The organism is Blautia sp. JLR.GB0024, assembly GCF_037000545.1.
GTDB lineage: Bacteria > Bacillota > Clostridia > Lachnospirales > Lachnospiraceae > Blautia > Blautia celeris.
In genome coordinates this window covers 516,796-535,938 of record NZ_JBANBF010000003.1, presented here as the reverse complement: position 1 = coordinate 535,938, position 19,143 = coordinate 516,796, and the positions used below count along the sequence as shown (strand labels likewise).

The following is a 19,143-nucleotide window of genomic DNA, read 5'->3' as shown; positions in this document are numbered from 1 at the left end:
GCTCCCCAGACCCCCTCCCGTACTCTTCCTGTTCTTGGCTGCGGGAACAATTTTCTGGAATTATAAAATGAAAAAAATAAATTAAAAAACGAGTTTGCATATTAGTAGTAATTATAAAAAATATAAGATATATTAATTTTATTAATGAAGTAATCCATGTTATGATAAGTAAGAAAGCGGCCGGAGAGGAGTATAATTCCTATCTGGTGCTGAATAACACAATTCATAAGAAACCGCAATGCAGGTTTTGGTGTGCCGAAGAAAAAGGCAGAAAGGAGCCAACATGAGCAGTGTAAGACGTGTCTATGTAGAGAAGAAGCCGGCATTTGCCGTACAGGCAAAGGAGCTTGCCCATGAGATCAGTACGTATCTGGGTATTAAGGATGTGGCGGGAGTCCGCGTTCTGATTCGCTACGACGTAGAAAATATTTCCGATGAGGCATTTGAGAAAGCATGTAACTGTGTATTTTCCGAACCTCCGGTGGATGTATTATATCAGGAAACCTTTGAGATGAAGGAAGGGGACAGAGTATTTTCCGTAGAGTTCCTTCCGGGACAGTTTGACCAGAGAGCAGATTCCGCTGTACAGTGTATACAGTTCTTAAAGGCAGACGAGGAGCCTATTATCCGCTCCGCCACCACCTATGTTATTGAAGGAAATATTACTGACGGGGAGTTTGAGGCTGTTAAAGAACACTGTATCAACCCGGTGGATTCCAGGGAAGCAGAGGCAGCAAAACCGGAAACACTGGTTACAAACTTTGAAGACCCTGCAGATGTAAAGATTTTTGAGGGATTCCGCCAGATGCCTGAGGCAGAGCTGAAAGAGCTGTATGCATCTCTGAATCTTGCCATGACATTCAAGGATTTCCAGCACATCCAGAACTATTTTATAAATGAAGAGGAACGTGATCCGTCCATGACAGAAATCCGTGTACTGGATACCTACTGGTCAGATCACTGCCGCCACACTACCTTCTCCACAGAGCTGAAGAACGTGGAATTCGGTGAGGGCGATTACAAAGAGCCTCTCGTAAAAACTTACGAGAAATACCTGGCTGACCGTCAGGTGATCTACAAAGACAGAGACGATAAGTTCGTATGCCTTATGGACCTGGCTTTGATGGCTATGAAAAAATTAAAAGCAGAAGGCAAGCTGGAGGATCAGGAAGAGTCCGATGAGATCAACGCCTGCAGTATTGTTGTTCCTGTTGATGTGGACGGCAAAGAAGAGGAATGGCTGATCAACTTCAAAAATGAGACTCACAACCATCCGACAGAGATCGAACCCTTCGGTGGTGCGGCTACGTGCCTCGGCGGTGCTATCCGTGATCCGCTGTCAGGACGTACCTATGTATACCAGGCTATGCGTGTGACCGGTGCGGCAGACCCGACAGTATCTGTTAAAGATACCATGAAAGGAAAACTGCCTCAGAAAAAACTGGTCAGAAGTGCAGCACATGGCTATTCATCTTACGGAAACCAGATCGGTCTTGCAACCGGATATGTAAAAGAAGTATATCATCCGAATTATGTTGCAAAACGTATGGAGATTGGTGCCGTACTTGGCGCTGCTCCGAGACGTGCAGTTATCCGTGAGAATTCTGACCCTAATGATATCATCATCCTGCTGGGCGGACGTACCGGACGTGATGGCTGCGGCGGTGCTACAGGCTCATCAAAAGTGCACACAGAAGAATCCATTGAGACCTGCGGAGCTGAGGTGCAGAAAGGAAACGCGCCGACGGAGAGAAAGATCCAGAGGCTGTTCAGAAGAGAAGAAGTAAGTAAGATCATCAAGAAGTGCAACGACTTTGGTGCAGGCGGTGTATCTGTTGCCATCGGTGAGCTGGCAGCGGGACTGCAGATCGACCTGGATAAAGTACCGAAGAAATATGCCGGCCTTGACGGAACAGAGATTGGTATCTCTGAGTCTCAGGAGCGTATGGCAGTAGTGGTTGATCCGAAAGATGCCGAGCAGTTCCTGGCTTATGCAAAAGAAGAGAACCTGGAGGCTGTTCCTGTGGCTGTTGTCACAGAAAGCCCGCGTCTGGTGATGAACTGGAGAGGAAAAACGATCGTTGATCTCTCAAGAGCATTCCTGGATACCAATGGTGCCCATCAGGAAACAGATGTATTCGTTGATGTTCCAAGCAAAGAAGGAAACATTCTGGATCGTGCAGAGGAGTCAGCAGATGTGAAAAAACGCTGGCTGGATACTCTGGCTGACTTAAACACCTGTTCTCAGAAAGGACTGGTGGAGATGTTTGACGGTTCCATTGGAGCCGGCAGTGTATTCATGCCTTACGGCGGAAAATACCAGCTCACCGAAACACAGACAATGGTTGCAAAAGTTCCGGTATTAAATGGCAGCACAGAAACTGTCACCATGATGAGCTATGGATTTGATCCGTATCTGTCAAGCTGGAGCCCATACCACGGAGCTGTGTATGCAGTGACGGAATCTGTTGCCAGAATTGTGGCTGCAGGCGGTGATTACAGCAAGATTCGTTTCACATTCCAGGAATATTTCCGCAGAATGACAGAAGACCCGCACCGTTGGAGCCAGCCTTTTGCCGCACTGCTGGGTGCTTACGCTGCACAGCTGGGATTCGGACTTCCTTCTATTGGCGGTAAGGATTCCATGTCAGGAACATTTAATGATATTGATGTTCCTCCTACACTGGTATCCTTTGCGGTGGATGTGGCAAAACAACGAGATGTCATCACACCGGAACTGAAATCCCCGGGACATAAGCTGGTGTGGCTGCGTGCGCCGAAAGCAGAGTATGACCTTCCTGATTTTGAGGCACTGAAAGATCAGTACGCAAAACTCCATGAGGACATTCAGGCCGGACGTGTTGTGGCAGCTTATGCCATTGACCGTCAGGGTATCGCTGCGGCTGTGAGCAAAATGGCATTTGGTAACCAGATGGGTGTGAAGATTGAGCACAATGTGGACGAGAGAGACCTGTTCAGCGCAGGTTTCGGCGATATTATCTGCGAAGTAAAAGCAGAGAAAGTGGGCGAGCTGGCTATCACTTACACTCTGATCGGTGAAGTGACAGACAAGGCGGCCATTGAATATAAAGACGTGAAGATTTCCATGGCAGAGGCTTTGGAAACATGGAAAACACCGCTGGAGAAAGTTTTCAAAACACGCTCCGGTTCCGAGACCGACGATATTACAAAAGATGAGGACAGAGGCCTGTACAATGCCGAAAGTATTCATATCTGCTCTCATAAGATTGCACAGCCCACTGTATTTATACCGGTATTCCCGGGAACCAACTGTGAATATGACAGTACAAAGGCATTTGAGAGGGCCGGTGCAAAAGTTATCACAAAAGTGTTTAAGAACCTGGATGCAGCAGATATCCGTGACTCTGTGGACGCTTTTGAAAAATCCATTGACCAGGCACAGATCATCATGTTCCCGGGCGGATTTTCCGCAGGTGATGAGCCGGACGGTTCCGCAAAATTCTTCGCCACTGCATTTCAGAATGCGAAGATCAAAGATGCGGTTATGAGACTGGTAAATGAGAGAGACGGTCTTGCCCTTGGTATCTGCAACGGTTTCCAGGCCCTTATTAAGCTGGGACTGGTTCCGAACGGTGAGATCACCGGACAGACTGCAGATTCACCGACGCTGACATTTAACACCATCGGACGCCACATTTCCAAGATGGTTTATACAAAAGTGGTTTCCAACAAATCTCCATGGCTTCAGAAAGCTGTGCTGGGCAATGTATATACGAACCCGGCATCTCATGGAGAAGGACGTTTCGTGGCAAGTGATGAGTGGCTGCAGAAACTTTTCGCCAACGGCCAGGTAGCTACCCAGTACTGTGATCTGGACGGCAATGTGACCATGGATGAAGAGTGGAATGTAAACGGCTCCTATGCATCCATCGAGGGTATCACAAGCCCTGACGGACGTATCCTGGGCAAGATGGCCCACAGTGAGCGCCGCGGGTGCGGGGTAGCCATGAATATCTATGGCGAGCAGGACATCCGGATCTTTGAATCCGGGGTGGAATATTTCAAATAATCAGAAAAATCGCAGGGTATAGAAAAAATATACCCTGCGGTTTTTTTGCTTTTCATCGAACCGGCCCGAACTCCGCTGCCTTTTTCTGAAGGTATAAGATTCTGTCAAATTTGGCTGCGGGAGGTACCGTATCGGCTACGGATAAAATAAGGTGGTCACCTCTTCCGAGATTCTCGAATTTTTCTTCCACGTACCTTTTAAAGGTCAGGTCATTCATGGAATCCTCCAGCACGGAAATGGACGGAATACCGCCCCAGACCGTACATTTATCCCCGAACATTCGCCTGGTATCCTCAAGGGAAATCTTAGTCATAGGAGCCGGACAGATAGAATCGGCAATATCAAATCCTGATTTTAAGTAGAGCTCCATAAGGCCTGTATTCTCTCCGTCTGTATGAGTGGCGATGAATTTGCCCCGGGTATGTGCCATATCCGACTGTTCTTTCAAGGCGGGCATAATGTATTCTTCAAACATGGCGGGCGCAGTAAAGGAAGTATCGTAGTTGGCGCCTGAGAGTATGATCTCCGCGGGGCTGTTTAACGCGGCATCGAATAATTTACTGCAGAACGGTGTGATCTGTTCTATGAATTCGTTCATTTCATCCGGATTATCATACTGCTCATAATAATAAGTATCAAATGCCATCAGTTCTTTGATCAGATAATGCCCCGGAGATGCCCACATGGCGGCCAGTGCCACGGCAACACCGCGGTCCTGGATGAACTCCTGCTGGAAGCGTGTATAATTTTCATAATCAGGGATGACTTCCATGTTGTCAAAGATATATTTCATTGCAGGGTAATCATCCATGGATTTAATGGCATGTTCCTTTATAACATACAGGGTAATACCATTTTTTTTCATATCCTGGCTGTGCACTACCGTGGTGGTGATATCCCCTTTGGGAGTCTCATATTTTACTTTGAGAATACCGTCGCCGCTGCGTTCATATGTGCGTTTTACATTGTGGAGCTTGATCCGGTAAGGGTGGTTTTTCAGATGATAGATGCCGAGTCCCACATCCAGGTCCCCTTCTTCTGGGTCTGTGAAATCTTTAAAATCAGGGATAATGGCGTGATAGCCAAGTCCAAGATCATCCACCATTTCCCGCAGGGTTGCATGCTGATACGGTGCAGGAAGTGTACCGTTTCTGGAATTTGCGTTATACCAGATATCCAGGCGTGGAATGAAAGGCAGAGTGTCTGTTGGCTGTCCTTTCAGGGCAGCCAGTATTCGTTCTTTCGGTGTCATAAAGTCCTCCTTTACTCTTATCCACTGCGGGGTAGATGGATATTTGTACTTGATTTTTGTTGAGTATAGCATAAATGAATCAGGTTTCCCATGGGACAGGAAAACAAAAAAAGTGCAGGAAATTGTGTCGTGAAAACACAAAAGCATGTTAAAATATTCCAGCACACTTTTAACTCTGGACAAGATATTTTCGGAATGTTATCATAAAATACAAATGAATTCTGTTAAATTTCGGGGCGTTTCCCCGGACCTTTTTGGCGGGGCGGGTATCGCTCTTTTTAAAATGGATGGAAACAGAGAGAATGGAGGAATCAGTTTGCTGGATAATTTTTTGGCGGAAAAATTTATTAAAAAAGCGGGGGAGTCCACAGAATACAATATTAATATTATGGACGAAAAAGGGGTGATTATAGCCAGCAAGGACGCAGAGCGGATCGGCAATTTTCATGAGGTGGCGTACTGGATCATTCATGGGGATGAAGAGATCATTGATGTCCCTGACGGAGGAAAATATCTGGGCGTAAAGCCGGGAGTCATGCTTCCCATTGTGCACAGGGGAAAGAGGACAGGAGCTATAGGAGTCACCGGCGAGCCGGATGAGGTGCGTGACATCGCCAAGGTCATGAAATTCGCAATTGAGACCATGTATGAATTTGAGTCGCAGCATGAGCTGAGCGCAAGGCGCAGGAGCATGAAGGAAAGATTTATATATGGCATTTTGTCAAATGAGGTTGCGGATATTGAGAAATTAAAGGAGGATGCAGAGACACTGGGGTGGGACGAATCCTGTGTACGGCTGCCGGTCCTTCTTTTTTTGGATGAGATGGCAGATATGCCCACTGTTTTGAGAAAATTAAAAGAAAGCGCACTGTACAGCCGCCAGGATATCATATCGGTGGTACAGGACAAAAATGTGATCATATTCAAAAGCTTTAAGCCGGATACGTCCAGTCTCTGCCGGTATAAGGAGATCATTGCAGAATCCATTGCCTCCTGTAAAAATTATCTGGATATGGCCGGTGCGGACTACCAGTTTCTTGTAGGGACTTTTCAGAACCGTTTTGAAAAATACAGGATCGGATATCAGCACTGTATCTGGATGAGAGACCGTGTGAAAGAACAGATCAGCTATTTCTACGAACATGTAAATGAGTATATGAAATCCCTGATCGCCATGGTGGAATACCGGGATATCTACGGGGTGTACGAACAGCTTTTAGATGAAAAGGGCAGGGAAAATATACTGGAGGTCGTGGAATCCCTGCAGAAGAATAATTATAATTTCAATGCCAGCAGCAAGGAGCTTTATATACATAAAAATACACTGGTATTCCGCTTTAATAAGATAAGGGAGCTGCTGGGTGTGAATCCCATGCAGCAGGTAGCTGACCGGGAGTTCCTGGAATATCTGCATTATTTTGTCAAGAACAACAGGACATAACGGTAATTATGCTGATAACACAAAAATCAAATATATTTTTATGTTGAGGTGTCATGGTAAAGGAATTAGCAATCATGTACAATGATTTTAAGCTAATTACCTGTAAACTGAGTGAATTCGGAAAAGGTTTCTGCTTTATGCGGGGTGTGGAAACAGATAATCAGACAAGGGTAAAGCCGTAAACCAAATACATGAGAAATTTCAAAATGGAGGGAAGCAAATGAAAAGAAAATTGGTTTGTATATGTCTGAGTATGGCTGTATTTGGCACATTGCTGTCAGGCTGCGGGGAAGGGAAAAGTGAGAAAGAGTCAGGAGGCAGCGGGCAGGCGGATGTGGATGTGGAATCCTATGATTTCAGCCAGGATAAATCCTTCGATATTACAGCCGGAGGAATCCAGGCAGCGGAGGATACAGTTACGCTGGCCATGCAGAAAATGGCAGATGAAGTGAAGGAAAAATCCGGTGGAACCATTACCATCACTGTATCTCCGGCGGCGCAGCTTGGAGATGCGACGAGTCAGATGGAGGCAGTATCCCTGGGAACCCAGGAGATGTTCGTGGATGCCGGTTCCTGGCTTTCCACATTTGTGGATGATGCCCAGGTGACCTCCATGTTTTTCCTTTTTAAGGACGAAGATCACTACAGAAAATTCCTGAAAAGTGATATCAATGCAGACATGGAGCAGCAGCTCATTGACCAGCAGGGAATCAGGGTAGTTGCCAACAACTGGCTCAGATCCCCAAGATCTATCTCCTGTGCAAAAGAGATCACATCGCTGGGAGATTTAAAGGGCCTTAAGATGCGGGTGCCGGATATCAAATCCTATATGGAATCCGCAACTGCGCTGGGCCTGGGAACTGCCCAGGTAGCGTGGGGCGAGACATATCTCGCACTTCAGCAGGGCGTTGTGGATGCGTGTGAGTCCCCATTGGATTCTATCTATACCATGAAGTTTTATGAGCCCACGAAACAGGTTACTCTGACAGAACATATCCGCGATAATGCGGCGGTTTATATGAATGATGATCTGTATGGAGAGCTCAGTGACGCCCAGAAAAAAGTGCTGACAGAGGCAGCCCAGAATGCAGGTGACTGGTACACAGATGAAGTGAAAAAAGTATCTGAGGAATATAAAGAGACTATGGAATCTGAGGGAACCAATTTCTCCACACCGTCAGACGAAGCAATTCAGGAAATGTCAGATGTGATCGCGGGTAAAGCCGCTGAACTGGAGGAGAGCGGTGCCTGGAAAAAGGGGCTTTTTGAGGATATCAAAGCGCTTGCGAAATAATAAAAGATGTATGCGTATTTTACTGCCGCGGCCTGCCTTGCTGCGGCAGTATATCAATTGGGAGGTGGGAAGCTTTGAAGTTTGTGAAAAAATTTATAAAGATTGCCGGTACAGTTCAGTGGTATATGGGTGTTGTCTGTATGCTGACGATCATGATTTCCGTGACAGCGGGAGTGATCTGCAGAAAATTCTTCAACAGTCCCCTTAACTGGGTGGAGGAATTATGTACCTTTCTCTTTATTTACCTGGCTTTTTGCGGGGCCAGTGTGGCGGCTATGAACAAGAAGCATGTGAGTGCGGATTTTCTGACGACCAAACTGTCTTCAAAGGCTAACAAGATTCTGTTGATAAGCCAGAGGGTATTGATGATCCTGCTTTTGGCGGTTATGTTCTTTGGAGCCATTATCTTGCAGCCGAAAATGATGGGGCACTCCAGTACCAACCTGGATCTGCCGAAAAATCTTTACTATATTCCCATACTGTTCAGCTCTTTCTATATGGTCTGCGTTTACATTGTGGAGCTGATCGAGATGGTAAAAGGCACTTACACAACTGAACCGGGTTGAGAAAGGAGAAGAAAAAATGGGATTTAACATAACTATACTGCTGCTCACATTTTTGATCTTACTGTTTATCGGAATGCCCATAGCCTTCGCTTTGGGGCTGCCCGGTCTGGTATATCTTCTGATGCAGGGAGGTTCCGTTTCCATTGTCAACCTGCCCCATTCGATGACAACGCCTCTGTTTTCCTATGTGCTGATCGCGCTTCCGGCATTTTTGCTGTCCGGCCGTATGATGAACTCTGCGGGAGTGACTACCAGGCTGTTTGACGCAGCTCTGGCAATCGTGGGACGGTTCAAAGGCGGGCTTGCCTATGCAAATGTGGTGGCAAGCATGATGTTTGCCTCTATGTCGGGAACAGCGGTGGGGGATACCGGAGGACTGGGTGCGATCGAGATGGAAATGATGGATAAAGCCGGCTATAAGAAATCTTTTTCAGCAGGTATTACCGCTTCCTCCAGTGTGATCGGGCCGCTGATCCCTCCATCGGTTGCCATGGTTGTTCTTGGCGCTTCGGCGGGAATTTCAACGGGAAAATTATTTTTAGGCGGCCTGATACCCGGGATTATTATGGGACTGGCTCTGATGGTGTCTATCTTTGTCCAGTCCAGGACAACAAAGGAAGGAAAAAACTGGCCGGTTACCAAGATCCCGGCAAAAGAAATCCCCGTCAAATTGCTGAAAGCAGTTCCGGCGCTTATGTCACCGGTTATTATTATCGGCGGTATTACCACAGGTGTTTTTACGCCTACAGAAGCCGCGATTGTGGCTATTGATTACTCGATCATTCTGGGTATTGTATATAAGGAACTTACATTCAGGAGCTTTATGCAGGCGCTGAAGGACGCGGTGGAGACGTCAGGGACCTTTATGCTGATCATTGCCATCGCAGGATTTTTTACCTGGATCATTACGAAGGAAGGGCTGGCTACCGTACTGCAGAATATGCTGTCCCCTCTGTATTCGGCAGGCCCGGTATTTGTGCTGCTTGTGCTGGCCGTCATATTGGTCATTGTGGGATGTTTTATGGATACCACGGCTGCTATTTTGCTGATAACACCCATCTTTATGCCAATCATCAATAATCTGGGACTGGACCAGGTACATTTTGGTGTGATGATGACGGTTGCCCTGATTTCAGGAATTGTTACACCGCCGTTTGGCATATGCCTGTTTGTCATGTCTGATGTGTCGGGACTTCCGGTGTCCACCGTGACAAAAGAGTGTGCCAAGTATCTTCCTGCAATGTTCCTTGTACTGCTGCTGATCATTTTCTGTCCGGCGCTGTCCACTTGGCTGCCGAATCTGTTTTATTCCTGATCGTTACACGATACGTGATATATATGCTGTCTGATATTTTACACAATATCAGACAGCATTTTTTCATGCTCTTGTCATTTTTACTGCAGAAATGATATACTCAAGACAGTATACGGAATGCAATCGAATGAATGCGGCAATAAATATCAGTATTGGAGGACAAAAACAATGATATTATCAGGAAAAGAAATCAAAAAGCACATGGGCCGGGAGATCATTATCGAGCCGTTTGACGAAAAGCGGATCAACCCAAACAGCTACAACCTCTCTCTTGCAAATGAGCTTTTAGTCTACAACACACCGGTTCTGGATATGAAGAAACCAAACCCGGTCAAAGAGCTCATCATCCCGGAGGAGGGGCTTATTTTGGAGCCAAACAAGCTGTACCTTGGCAGAACGAAAGAATATACCAGAACGGACTATTATGTGCCCATGCTGGAAGGACGTTCCTCCACGGGCAGGCTGGGCCTGTTTATCCATGTGAGTGCGGGATTTGGGGATATTGGCTTTGCCGGCCACTGGACGCTGGAGATATTCTGCATCCATCCGGTGAAGATATATCCCAATGTGGAGGTGTGTCAGATTTATTACCACGATATTGACGGGGAATATGACCTTTACAAGAGCGGTAAATATCAGAATAACACAGGGGTAGAGGCAAGTAAAATGTACCAGGATTTTGAAAAATAAAGAGATTTCGGCAGCAGTCCAGCTATAGGATTGTCATGGGCCGGCGGGCGGATCGTTTCATTTTCCGTGCGTCGGCCTGCATGGGGAAAAGGAGAAGGCTATGACACAGGAAGCGATTCGGAATCAGGCAGGGAAATATTTTGATAAGGTAAAGGCACTGGCGGATTATCTGACAGAACACCCGGAGATCAGTGGGGAGGAAAAGGAATCCTGCGCGTACATAACGAAGTTTCTCAAAGAAGTGGGGTATGAGATAACAACGCCGTATGCAGGGATGCCTCATTCGTTCCTGGCTGTGGACAAAGAGAAGAAGGAGTTTCAGGGGCCAAAGGCGGCATTTCTGTGCGAATATGATGCCCTGCCTGAGGTGGGGCACGCCTGCGGACACTCCTATAGCTGTGCCGTCAGTATACTGGGAGCGCTTGCCCTGCGGGAGGCATATCCTGACCTGCCGGTGAGGATTGATCTGATCGGCACGCCCGGTGAGGAATTTGTAGGCGGAAAATGTTATATGACAGAGAACGGGGGCTTTGACGGCTATCAGTATGCGGCCATGGTGCATCTCAACAATGAGAATGTCACCTATTTTCAGGTACTGGCCTCCAATGACAGATACTTTACCTTCCGCGGAAAAGCAGCCCATGCCTCCGCGTGTCCGGAGGAGGGGCTGAATGCCCTGAACGCGGCCCGTCTTTTTATGGAGGCCATGGATATGTGGCGGCAGCATATCACAAAGGACTGCCAGTTCCACGGCATTGTGGCAAAAGGAGGGGCAGCTCCTAATATTGTCCCGGATGAGGTGTGTCTGGATTATTATTACAGGGCAGCCACTATTGAAAATCTGTGGAAGCTCAACAGAATCTCAGAGACCTGCGCAAAAGGCGCAGCCATGGCTGCAGGAACGACTGTGGAGTGGAGCCAGCGGTATCCGGACTACGGGGAAATCTACTGGAATGATTATATGGACGAAATCATGCAGAAACTGTTTTCGGATACCAAAAGAGTGACCGTGAGATCAAAAGGTCCCGGAGGTTCCACGGATCTGGAAAATGTAAATCTTAAGATTCCCGTGTTCCATCCCATGATCGACATTACCGGCAGCCGGAAGGACATCGTGATCCACGACAGGGAATTTGAGAGACTTCTCCACACAGAAGCAGCCGCAGAAGTCCTGAGAGACGGCGCGTATATCATAGCCGGACTGGGATATAAGCTGGCATCGGAGCCGGAAGTGATGGAGAGGATAAAAGAGGACCACAGAAAATACAGAAATCTGTAAAAGGCTACCTATTAATTGCCAGAAACCTTCAGAAAATAAGAGAAACACTTACAACATGTAATGATTTCATAGAGGCCGGAATAAATAAATTATGTAAGCTTTATATTTATTCCGGCCCTAAAATCAAGGCTGTCTTGTGTTCGTTTTTAGTGCAAGGCGGAATGATAAGGATTTTTGTAAAATTTTGAAAAAAGGTATTGACAATTGACACAATTTAAGGTTATAATAGCAAAGCAGTCAAGCGATGGCAAACACTGCTAAATAAATGGGATCTTAGCTCAGCTGGGAGAGCATCTGCCTTACAAGCAGAGGGTCATAGGTTCGAGCCCTATAGGTCCCATTCTTTTGCCAAAAGCAGAAGGATAACAGATGGCGAGATAGCTCAGCTGGCTAGAGCATACGGTTCATACCCGTAGTGTCGAGGGTTCAAGTCCCCCTCTCGCTACTTGCTGTACAAGCAGCATACAATCAAATAAAAGTCTTGGGATCTTAGCTCAGCTGGGAGAGCATCTGCCTTACAAGCAGAGGGTCATAGGTTCGAGCCCTATAGGTCCCATTCTTTTGCCAAAAAGCAGAAGGATAACAGATGGCGAGATAGCTCAGCTGGCTAGAGCATACGGTTCATACCCGTAGTGTCGAGGGTTCAAGTCCCCCTCTCGCTACTATAAGAAAGCCCTTGCGGAAGAAATTCCGCAAGGGCTTTTCGTGTTTTTATGCCGGAGGTTCCTTTTTATCCTGATACATATGGGGTGTAAACATAAGTTTTATTGCACTTATCATGACAAACAGCAGGAAAACTGCTGCGGGAAGCCCCCCGATATTGGATATCATTTTCAGTCCGTCGACACCGCTGCCCACATTCATCATAATAAGTGTAATCAGTGCGATTTCCCCCGCCCAGAGTATTTTGATCCAGCTGGGAGATTCAGCACCTTCATGATCCAGGCCATGGGTGGACAGGTCGGAAATCGCAATGACAGTGGAGTCGGCTGCAGTTACAAAGGAAAGAAATACAGCGATGAGGAAAATAAAAACCAGCAGGCCGGTAAAGGGCATGTTTTCAAAAAGCTGATAGATCGTGTTTTCAATTCCGGATTCAAACGCTTCAACCATTCCGCCATTTGACCGGTTCAGGGTAAAATGGATGGTGGAACCGGACATAATGGAAAACCACAGGATACTGAATACAGACGTGGAGAACAGATTCATGGCTACTAAATCCTTAATCCTCCGCCCATATGCGATTTTACCAAGAAAGACTGCCGTGATAGGTGCCCAGGACATCCAGCTTGCAAAGTAGAAGATAGGCCACTGGGCTGTCCAGGAATCAGTCGCAAAGGTGCCCGTATAAAGGGATTTGGAAAAAAAGTTATTTAGGTAATCCCCCAGGCATTCCACACCAAAATTACAGATAAACTGTGTTCCGCCAAATATCAGTACAAAGCCAATAATAAAGAAGTAAATGTAGACATTGATATTTGACAGCCGTCGTACACCGCGCATGATACCGGAGAGCGCAGAGACCAGAAAGGTGATAATGACTACAAGCATGATTGCGGACCACAAAAATGGAGTGGATTCCATGCCAAAGAGTTTATGGAGACCTCCGCTGAGGTTGAGAACTCCTACCCCCAGAGAGCCTGTAAGTCCGGCGACCAGCGTGAACAGGCAGATACTGTCAATCACTGCATTCAGATACTTATGTTCCCGTCCGCCAAGCAGAACCGTGACCATGGCGGCCAGCGAAAAGGATTTCTTTTTATTATAATACCCAAAGGCGAACATCACTGCAGGAAGTGTATAGATTGCATAGGGAAGTACAGTCCAGTGAGTATAAATTGCCGACATGGCAAATTTGGCGGCATCCGGTGACATGGCCTCTATATGGAGACTGTCTGGAGGATGCAGCAGGTGCTTTACCGGCTCTGCAGCGGACCAGAATATAATACCGCAGGCAATGGTGGTACAGATATTGATGCTGAACCATGAAAGGAGACTCATTTTTGGCTGTGCATCAGGTCCTCCGATCCTTACTTTGCCGAATCCGGAAAAATAGATGGCAATACATACAAAAAATATGAGGACCGGAAGTAAGATGAGCAGCCAGCCGAATTCATGGACAACGAAGCCATTTACTGTGTTGACGATTTCAGTGAACAGATCACTGTCTGCAATATTTATGATAATACACACAAAAAACAGAAAAAACGGCGGTAAAAATACTTCTGGTTTTATTTTTTTCATGCCATACCCCTCCATTTCACACAGGCCCTGTCACTTTCCCTGCCCGGTTTCGGGATTGGCTTTTATATAGCGTTTATTTATGATGACAGCTATGATTATGGCAGCCAAACCACATGCAGCCATAAAGGCAAAGAGTTTGTTAAAACCTCCGGTGATATCCTTATCCAGCCAGACCCCCACCATGGATGTGATAAAAGCATCCGGTATATACGCGATAAACGCAATGATACCGCTGGCGGCACCTGTCAGTTCCCTGGGAATGACCGCCTCGTCCATGATAGAATAGTAGATGGACTTGATCATATAGTTGATTCCGGAAATGAGGACCGATACAACAATGGCTATCCATAAAAAATTACCCAGGAAAGGCATGAACGCACTGGCTGCTGTGGCTGCGGCAAGCACACAGATCAGGAAACGGGAACGATATTTAAACCTGTCGGCTATAATACCGCCGATCACCCCAAGCCCGATCGCCAGTATATACGTCCTCAGAATCTGCAGCCCGCTGGATACCGCTGTACTTGTGTGAAGAACCTGTGTGGTATAGGTGCCAAAATAATAGGCTCCGCCGCAGTTAAGCGCGTAACAGAAGAAAATGAACAGACCTACCAGCCAGACGCCGGGAAGCTTTAAGGCTGCCAGTATACTGCCCTTTTTTGCCGTTTCTTTCTTTTCCGTCTGGACAGAAGAGGGAAATACGATCAGTGCAAGGACAGCAAAAACGAAGTAAATGACAGCGGCTATGATCAATATCATCCGGTAACCGCCCATCTCATCAGAGAACAGACTGAAGATCCAGATAAACAGAAAGCCGACAGCCGCGGAGACAAGGCTTCTCAGGGATTCACTGATTCCGAACAGTCTGCCCTGTTCTGCATCAGAACCAAAACTCCTCATAAGAGTAATATAAGGAGACCAGAGTGTAGCCGTAGTGAATACGGCATAAAGTGCAAATATGATGATAAGACTGGTATAAGACGGAAAAGTTGCCTGCCACAGCGTTGTGGCGCCGGTACCGGCAAGAGATATTCCGATCAAGATTCTGGGACTGAATTTCTGCGCCAGAATACCGCCCACAGCATAACAGAAGATTGCCAGAGTTCCGTAAATGGACCCCAAAAATCCAAGCTGCGTATTCGTAAGGTTGAGTGCGGCAATGGTCTGATCATAAAATGAGATACGGATAAACGGAATGAAATAAATCATTCCAACCATAAAGCTTAAAAGAGTCACTAAAAGGTTACGTTTTGATTTCGTCAGATTCATCCTAATTCCCTCCCTGTTTTGTATATACTTACGAGTCGACTGCCATATCAATATAGGCTTCGTCAATGCCTTCTTTTAGAAGCAATGCCTTTAAATCTCTGCATATTTCTGTGGATATATCCGGTTTTTGGTACACTTTCAGAAGCTGTTCCATGCGTTTTTCGATGTTTTTTCCAAATTGTCCCACAGGGTCTGCAATGGCACCCCTCACACTTACATGAGGCGCCAGCAATTCACTGCGGCAGTAATCCAGGGTGTGCTCTTCTATAAGGTATTGTCCGGCGTGCCCTACTTCATGGATAAGGTCAAGGGGAACCGTGTCAGCATTTATATCAATATCTTTCAGATACCGCTCGGTAAAATCCAGAATTTCAAAATCGGTTATCAGTTTTTCATAAGATACAGCCAGATAGCTGTCTATGATCCCGGCACTTTGAGTCATGATGTTGATTCCGCTCTCCTTACAGGCCATGCAGGTCATCATGGATTCATATCCGGCCTGTACATTAAATGATTTTGCATCGCTTAGCGAGCCTCCTGCCCGGCTTGGGATACCATAAAATTTTGCCATTTCCGCGCAATATTTATAACTGAGGGCCCCTTCCGGTGAGCCGATGGCGATGGCTCCGGTTGCCATGTCGGCATTCGTGGACTGGGAGCCGTAGATGACAGGGGCACCGGGTTCACACATCTGTGCCAGCGCAATGGTTGCAAGTACCTCTGCGTTGACAACCGCGATCATGCCCGCCAGTGTGACAGGGGCGGTGGTACCGGCCATAGCGGCAGATGCGATGATCACAGGCTGGCGGTATTTTGCCATAGTAAGGACGGTTTCCGTCATGATTTTGTCGAGATACAGAGGAGTATTTGTATTGGCGATGGTACACAGGCGGGGTTTTTCCTTCAGCTCCTCAACCGTGACGCCAAAGCGGATACAGGCCATTTGGATCAGTGTTTCCATGGATTCGTAATCCCCTGCAGCAGCAAAGATACATTTTTGTGTGTGCAGCATACTGGCCAGGGCCAAGAGCGTTATGTAGGATTCCGTGGGGATGTCATTGGGCTGGCAGGCAAGTCCCCCGTTCAGGCAGTAGGAGGGATTTCCCTCAAACAGCTTGATCAATTTGATGAAATCCGAAAACAGGGCAGGCCTGGTCTGTCCATCCTTGTCCATAATAAAAGTGGCGCCGCCGCACGGTCCGTTATAGCGCCTGTTTCCGCCGATCTGCATATCAAATCTGGAATCAGAAGCGTAAAGGGGGGCAGTGGAAGGTGCTTTTCTGACCCACTCCATAATTTGATCCTCTGTGAAATACGCCACATTTCCATCTACCTTTATGCCGTGGTTTTTCAGTATCTCCAGGGCGTCCGGATGGTAGAATTTCATTCCTGTTTTATTCAGGATCTGCATGCTGGCTTCGTGAATCTTTTTTACATTGTCATTCATTTGGAAAATAACCTCCTTTTTTGTGGTGAACATGTTAACCAGTAGGGTAAAAAAAATATTTATGGAACAGGACAAGAATTTTCTTATCCTGTTCGGGGCGGATAGATATAGATGAAATCCGCCTTATGTCCTGTCAGGTACAGACACAGACCATTCAGATGAGATACATGCGGATGTTTTTTTCAATCAGAGCATCACAATGGGCAACTGCCTTCTGATAGGCATCAGGGTCTTTTGGACTGTTGATATACTCACTTAAGAGTCCCCTGGCAATCAGGCAGTTGATCTGACTTACATATTCCGCATCATCATAGCTGAGCCGTCCTTCTGCAGCAGCACGGCGAAACCAGATGTAATCTCTATCCTCAATACATCCGCTGAAAATGGAGCAGTAAAACATGGCAGTGTTTGAACCCTCCACAAAAACAGGATACATTTTAAGGTATTCCTGCAGTATGGATTCCAGATCATTGCGTATGTTGCCCCAGAACAAATTCAAAAATATATAGGGATGCATAAACGCATACTTGTCAAAAAGTCTCCAGGCGTTTATCTGTGCTTCGATAATATCATCCTCGTTTTTCAGATTTTCCTCTAATTCCTCTATGTAAGGCTTCAGAAACCTTACAGATGCCAGGGCCAGTAAATAGTCCAGGCTTTCAAAGTGCTTGTACAAGGCGGCTGCCGAACATCCGACTCTTTTTGCCAGATCACGTACGCGGATATTTTCAGCGCCTTTTTCCAGAATCATATTATAAGCTGCTTCAATCAGCATTTGTTTGGTATTATTTTCCGAGTTCATTTTTTTACCTGCTGTAATCTATATTTGTAAATGGCAGAATGGTCAAACCGATTATGCGGTGAACATGTTTACCATATAGCTGAATCATAATCTATATTTGTAATTTTGTCAACAGGTATTTTATTGTAACAGTGCCGTCAGGTCTGCGCATTTACTGCGCCGACCGTGCATAAGATTAGTGGCACCTTTATCGTGTAAAAATATCTCTTTTCGGGGGAGTTGGAGATACATAGCTGTCCAAAGTCAAATACTGTCTGGCATATTGTTTTGGTGACATGCCGACGGTTTTTGTGAAAGTATGTATAAAATGATTGTTGCTGTTAAAACCGGCACGCTCACCGGCCAGCATAACAGAGAGACCCTGCCTGAGATATGATTTCGCCAGGGTGAGACGTCTCCTGATGATATAATCCGTAATGGTCATCCCTGTCAGATCCTTAAAGCGGTGGCTCAGATAATATTTACTCACATAGAAATTCTGCGCAAGCAGATCCAGGCTTATTTTTTCGGTTATATGTTCATTTATATAGTCAATCACAGGATAATAAGCAGAGATCTGTTCTTCACTTGGAACCTGTGTAAGCAGCGGAGTATCGTAGAGAAAGTTAATATAGACCAGCACTTCTGCCAGCAGTGTCCTGGCAAAGATGTCTTTGCCGAAGGCAGAGCAGTCTGATGCAAGATAGTATTCAATCTTGTTGATCAGCTTCAGAAGATGGTCTATCTGGTCAATATTCAGCTTGTTCATATGGTTGAACTGGTTATGGTTCCTGAAACATTTCAGCAGCTCAAAATCTTCTGTGGAGATTCCTTCCACCTCTTCCTGATAAAAACGAATAGAATAATACTGATAGATCGAGCGTGGTTTCGGCACACTTCTGTGCAGGTCACTGCTGTTTAAAATGAAGATGCTGCCTCGGGAAATGGGGTATATTTTGTCACGGATATAGAAGCTTTCGCCTTCTGACATTATGAGCAGTATTTCCATCTGGTCATGAAAATGAAACGGGCTTTCCTGCCAGATCTCTTTTGTAAAAAAGCGTATTTCCATATCTGTTTTTCCCCCCTTTTTTCCTGTTGTGTACATTGTCTGCAGCTGTTCCGTCAGGTCTGTATATCTGCTGCACTGGCCGTGTACGAGTGCTGTCATCATTACTTTTTGAAAAGTATATCCCAGGCCGTTTCTTTTGTCAATAGATGTCGAATCAGGGAAAGATGGCAAATAATACCAATATAAAATCGCAAAATAACACATATTTTACCGAAAAAAAAGCAAGATTCAGGAATTACAGAAAATCGAAAGAAAGGGACTGTATGAATTTTGGCGCAGAAAAACAAGGTTTTTGGAATAGTACCGACAGAGGCAGAAAAACAGCAAATTTAATGTTCTAACAAAGCAAGTTATAAGAACATTTAAACAAGGCGATTCGGTATAATTGATGATAGTTAATAGAAATTTAAGATAACGAAGGAAGTATTTACTGATTTTTTGA

The 19,143-nt window shown here is 46.0% G+C and carries 13 protein-coding genes and 4 tRNA genes; 11 read left to right on the top strand and 6 right to left on the bottom strand.

Annotation, left to right across the window (positions count from 1 at the left end):
* The first annotated feature begins 283 nt into the window (after window positions 1–283).
* A complete protein-coding gene (locus tag V8Q34_RS10625) occupies window positions 284–4,051 on the top strand; it encodes a phosphoribosylformylglycinamidine synthase (RefSeq protein WP_148392104.1) in 3,768 nt (1,255 codons plus the stop codon).
* Between the two features lie 52 nt (window positions 4,052–4,103).
* Here the strand turns inward: V8Q34_RS10625 and V8Q34_RS10620 are convergent, their stop codons facing one another.
* Window positions 4,104–5,303, bottom strand: a complete 1,200-nt coding sequence (locus V8Q34_RS10620; protein ID WP_148392105.1) for a uroporphyrinogen decarboxylase family protein — start codon at window positions 5,301–5,303, stop codon at window positions 4,104–4,106.
* 316 nt (window positions 5,304–5,619) lie between these two features.
* Here V8Q34_RS10620 and V8Q34_RS10615 point away from each other — a divergent pair, with 316 nt between their 5' ends.
* The 10 genes from V8Q34_RS10615 to V8Q34_RS10570 all read left to right on the top strand — a co-directional run bounded on the left by V8Q34_RS10615 (window position 5,620) and on the right by V8Q34_RS10570 (window position 12,550).
* Complete coding sequence (locus V8Q34_RS10615) at window positions 5,620–6,744, top strand: CdaR family transcriptional regulator (RefSeq protein ID WP_227211026.1); 1,125 nt, start codon at window positions 5,620–5,622, stop codon at window positions 6,742–6,744.
* A gap of 220 nt (window positions 6,745–6,964) precedes the next feature.
* The gene (locus tag V8Q34_RS10610) at window positions 6,965–8,038 is read left to right on the top strand and encodes a TRAP transporter substrate-binding protein (protein WP_148392107.1); all 1,074 of its coding nucleotides are present in this window, start codon (window positions 6,965–6,967) and stop codon (window positions 8,036–8,038) included.
* 83 nt (window positions 8,039–8,121) lie between these two features.
* Window positions 8,122–8,604 (top strand): TRAP transporter small permease, encoded by a 483-nt coding sequence (locus V8Q34_RS10605; RefSeq protein WP_227211029.1) that lies wholly within the window; start codon window positions 8,122–8,124, stop codon window positions 8,602–8,604.
* A gap of 16 nt (window positions 8,605–8,620) precedes the next feature.
* Window positions 8,621–9,919, top strand: coding sequence for a TRAP transporter large permease (locus V8Q34_RS10600; protein WP_227211027.1), 1,299 nt, complete (start codon window positions 8,621–8,623; stop codon window positions 9,917–9,919).
* Between the two features lie 168 nt (window positions 9,920–10,087).
* Window positions 10,088–10,609, top strand: coding sequence for a dCTP deaminase (dcd, locus tag V8Q34_RS10595; protein WP_335835394.1), 522 nt, complete (start codon window positions 10,088–10,090; stop codon window positions 10,607–10,609).
* Window positions 10,610–10,709: 100 nt separating this feature from the next.
* On the top strand, window positions 10,710–11,888 hold the full coding sequence (locus tag V8Q34_RS10590; RefSeq protein WP_335835393.1) for a M20/M25/M40 family metallo-hydrolase: 1,179 nt from the start codon (window positions 10,710–10,712) through the stop codon (window positions 11,886–11,888).
* 267 nt (window positions 11,889–12,155) lie between these two features.
* A tRNA-Val gene (locus V8Q34_RS10585) sits at window positions 12,156–12,228 on the top strand.
* 31 nt (window positions 12,229–12,259) lie between these two features.
* Window positions 12,260–12,333 (top strand) — tRNA-Met (locus V8Q34_RS10580).
* A gap of 38 nt (window positions 12,334–12,371) precedes the next feature.
* Window positions 12,372–12,444, top strand: a tRNA-Val gene (locus V8Q34_RS10575).
* A gap of 32 nt (window positions 12,445–12,476) precedes the next feature.
* Window positions 12,477–12,550, top strand: a tRNA-Met gene (locus V8Q34_RS10570).
* 49 nt (window positions 12,551–12,599) lie between these two features.
* Here the strand turns inward: V8Q34_RS10570 and V8Q34_RS10565 are convergent.
* From V8Q34_RS10565 to V8Q34_RS10545, 5 genes are all read right to left on the bottom strand, one after another.
* A complete protein-coding gene (locus V8Q34_RS10565) occupies window positions 12,600–14,132 on the bottom strand; it encodes a BCCT family transporter (protein WP_335835392.1) in 1,533 nt (510 codons plus the stop codon).
* 30 nt (window positions 14,133–14,162) lie between these two features.
* Window positions 14,163–15,452 carry an MFS transporter gene (locus V8Q34_RS10560; protein ID WP_330608191.1) on the bottom strand — a complete coding sequence of 430 codons (1,290 nt, stop codon included), beginning with the start codon at window positions 15,450–15,452 and terminating at the stop codon, window positions 14,163–14,165.
* Window positions 15,430–16,848 (bottom strand): trimethylamine methyltransferase family protein, encoded by a 1,419-nt coding sequence (locus V8Q34_RS10555; RefSeq protein WP_033142489.1) that lies wholly within the window; start codon window positions 16,846–16,848, stop codon window positions 15,430–15,432. Before V8Q34_RS10555 ends, V8Q34_RS10560 begins: the two co-directional genes overlap by 23 nt.
* A gap of 154 nt (window positions 16,849–17,002) precedes the next feature.
* Window positions 17,003–17,650, bottom strand: coding sequence for a TetR/AcrR family transcriptional regulator (locus V8Q34_RS10550; RefSeq protein ID WP_033142488.1), 648 nt, complete (start codon window positions 17,648–17,650; stop codon window positions 17,003–17,005).
* Window positions 17,651–17,837: 187 nt separating this feature from the next.
* Window positions 17,838–18,701, bottom strand: a complete 864-nt coding sequence (locus tag V8Q34_RS10545) for a helix-turn-helix transcriptional regulator (RefSeq protein ID WP_335835391.1) — start codon at window positions 18,699–18,701, stop codon at window positions 17,838–17,840.
* Window positions 18,702–19,143 lie beyond the last annotated feature (442 nt).

Coding starts and splice junctions, on each gene's coding strand:
- V8Q34_RS10620 (WP_148392105.1), bottom strand. CDS start 5,303: ATGACACCGAAAGAACGAATACTGGCTGCCCTGAAAGGACAGCCAACA.
- V8Q34_RS10545 (WP_335835391.1), bottom strand. CDS start 18,701: ATGGAAATACGCTTTTTTACAAAAGAGATCTGGCAGGAAAGCCCGTTT.
- V8Q34_RS10550 (WP_033142488.1), bottom strand. CDS start 17,650: ATGAACTCGGAAAATAATACCAAACAAATGCTGATTGAAGCAGCTTAT.
- V8Q34_RS10590 (WP_335835393.1), top strand. CDS start 10,710: ATGACACAGGAAGCGATTCGGAATCAGGCAGGGAAATATTTTGATAAG.
- V8Q34_RS10555 (WP_033142489.1), bottom strand. CDS start 16,848: ATGAATGACAATGTAAAAAAGATTCACGAAGCCAGCATGCAGATCCTG.
- V8Q34_RS10600 (WP_227211027.1), top strand. CDS start 8,621: ATGGGATTTAACATAACTATACTGCTGCTCACATTTTTGATCTTACTG.
- V8Q34_RS10565 (WP_335835392.1), bottom strand. CDS start 14,132: ATGAAAAAAATAAAACCAGAAGTATTTTTACCGCCGTTTTTTCTGTTT.
- dcd (WP_335835394.1), top strand. CDS start 10,088: ATGATATTATCAGGAAAAGAAATCAAAAAGCACATGGGCCGGGAGATC.
- V8Q34_RS10625 (WP_148392104.1), top strand. CDS start 284: ATGAGCAGTGTAAGACGTGTCTATGTAGAGAAGAAGCCGGCATTTGCC.
- V8Q34_RS10610 (WP_148392107.1), top strand. CDS start 6,965: ATGAAAAGAAAATTGGTTTGTATATGTCTGAGTATGGCTGTATTTGGC.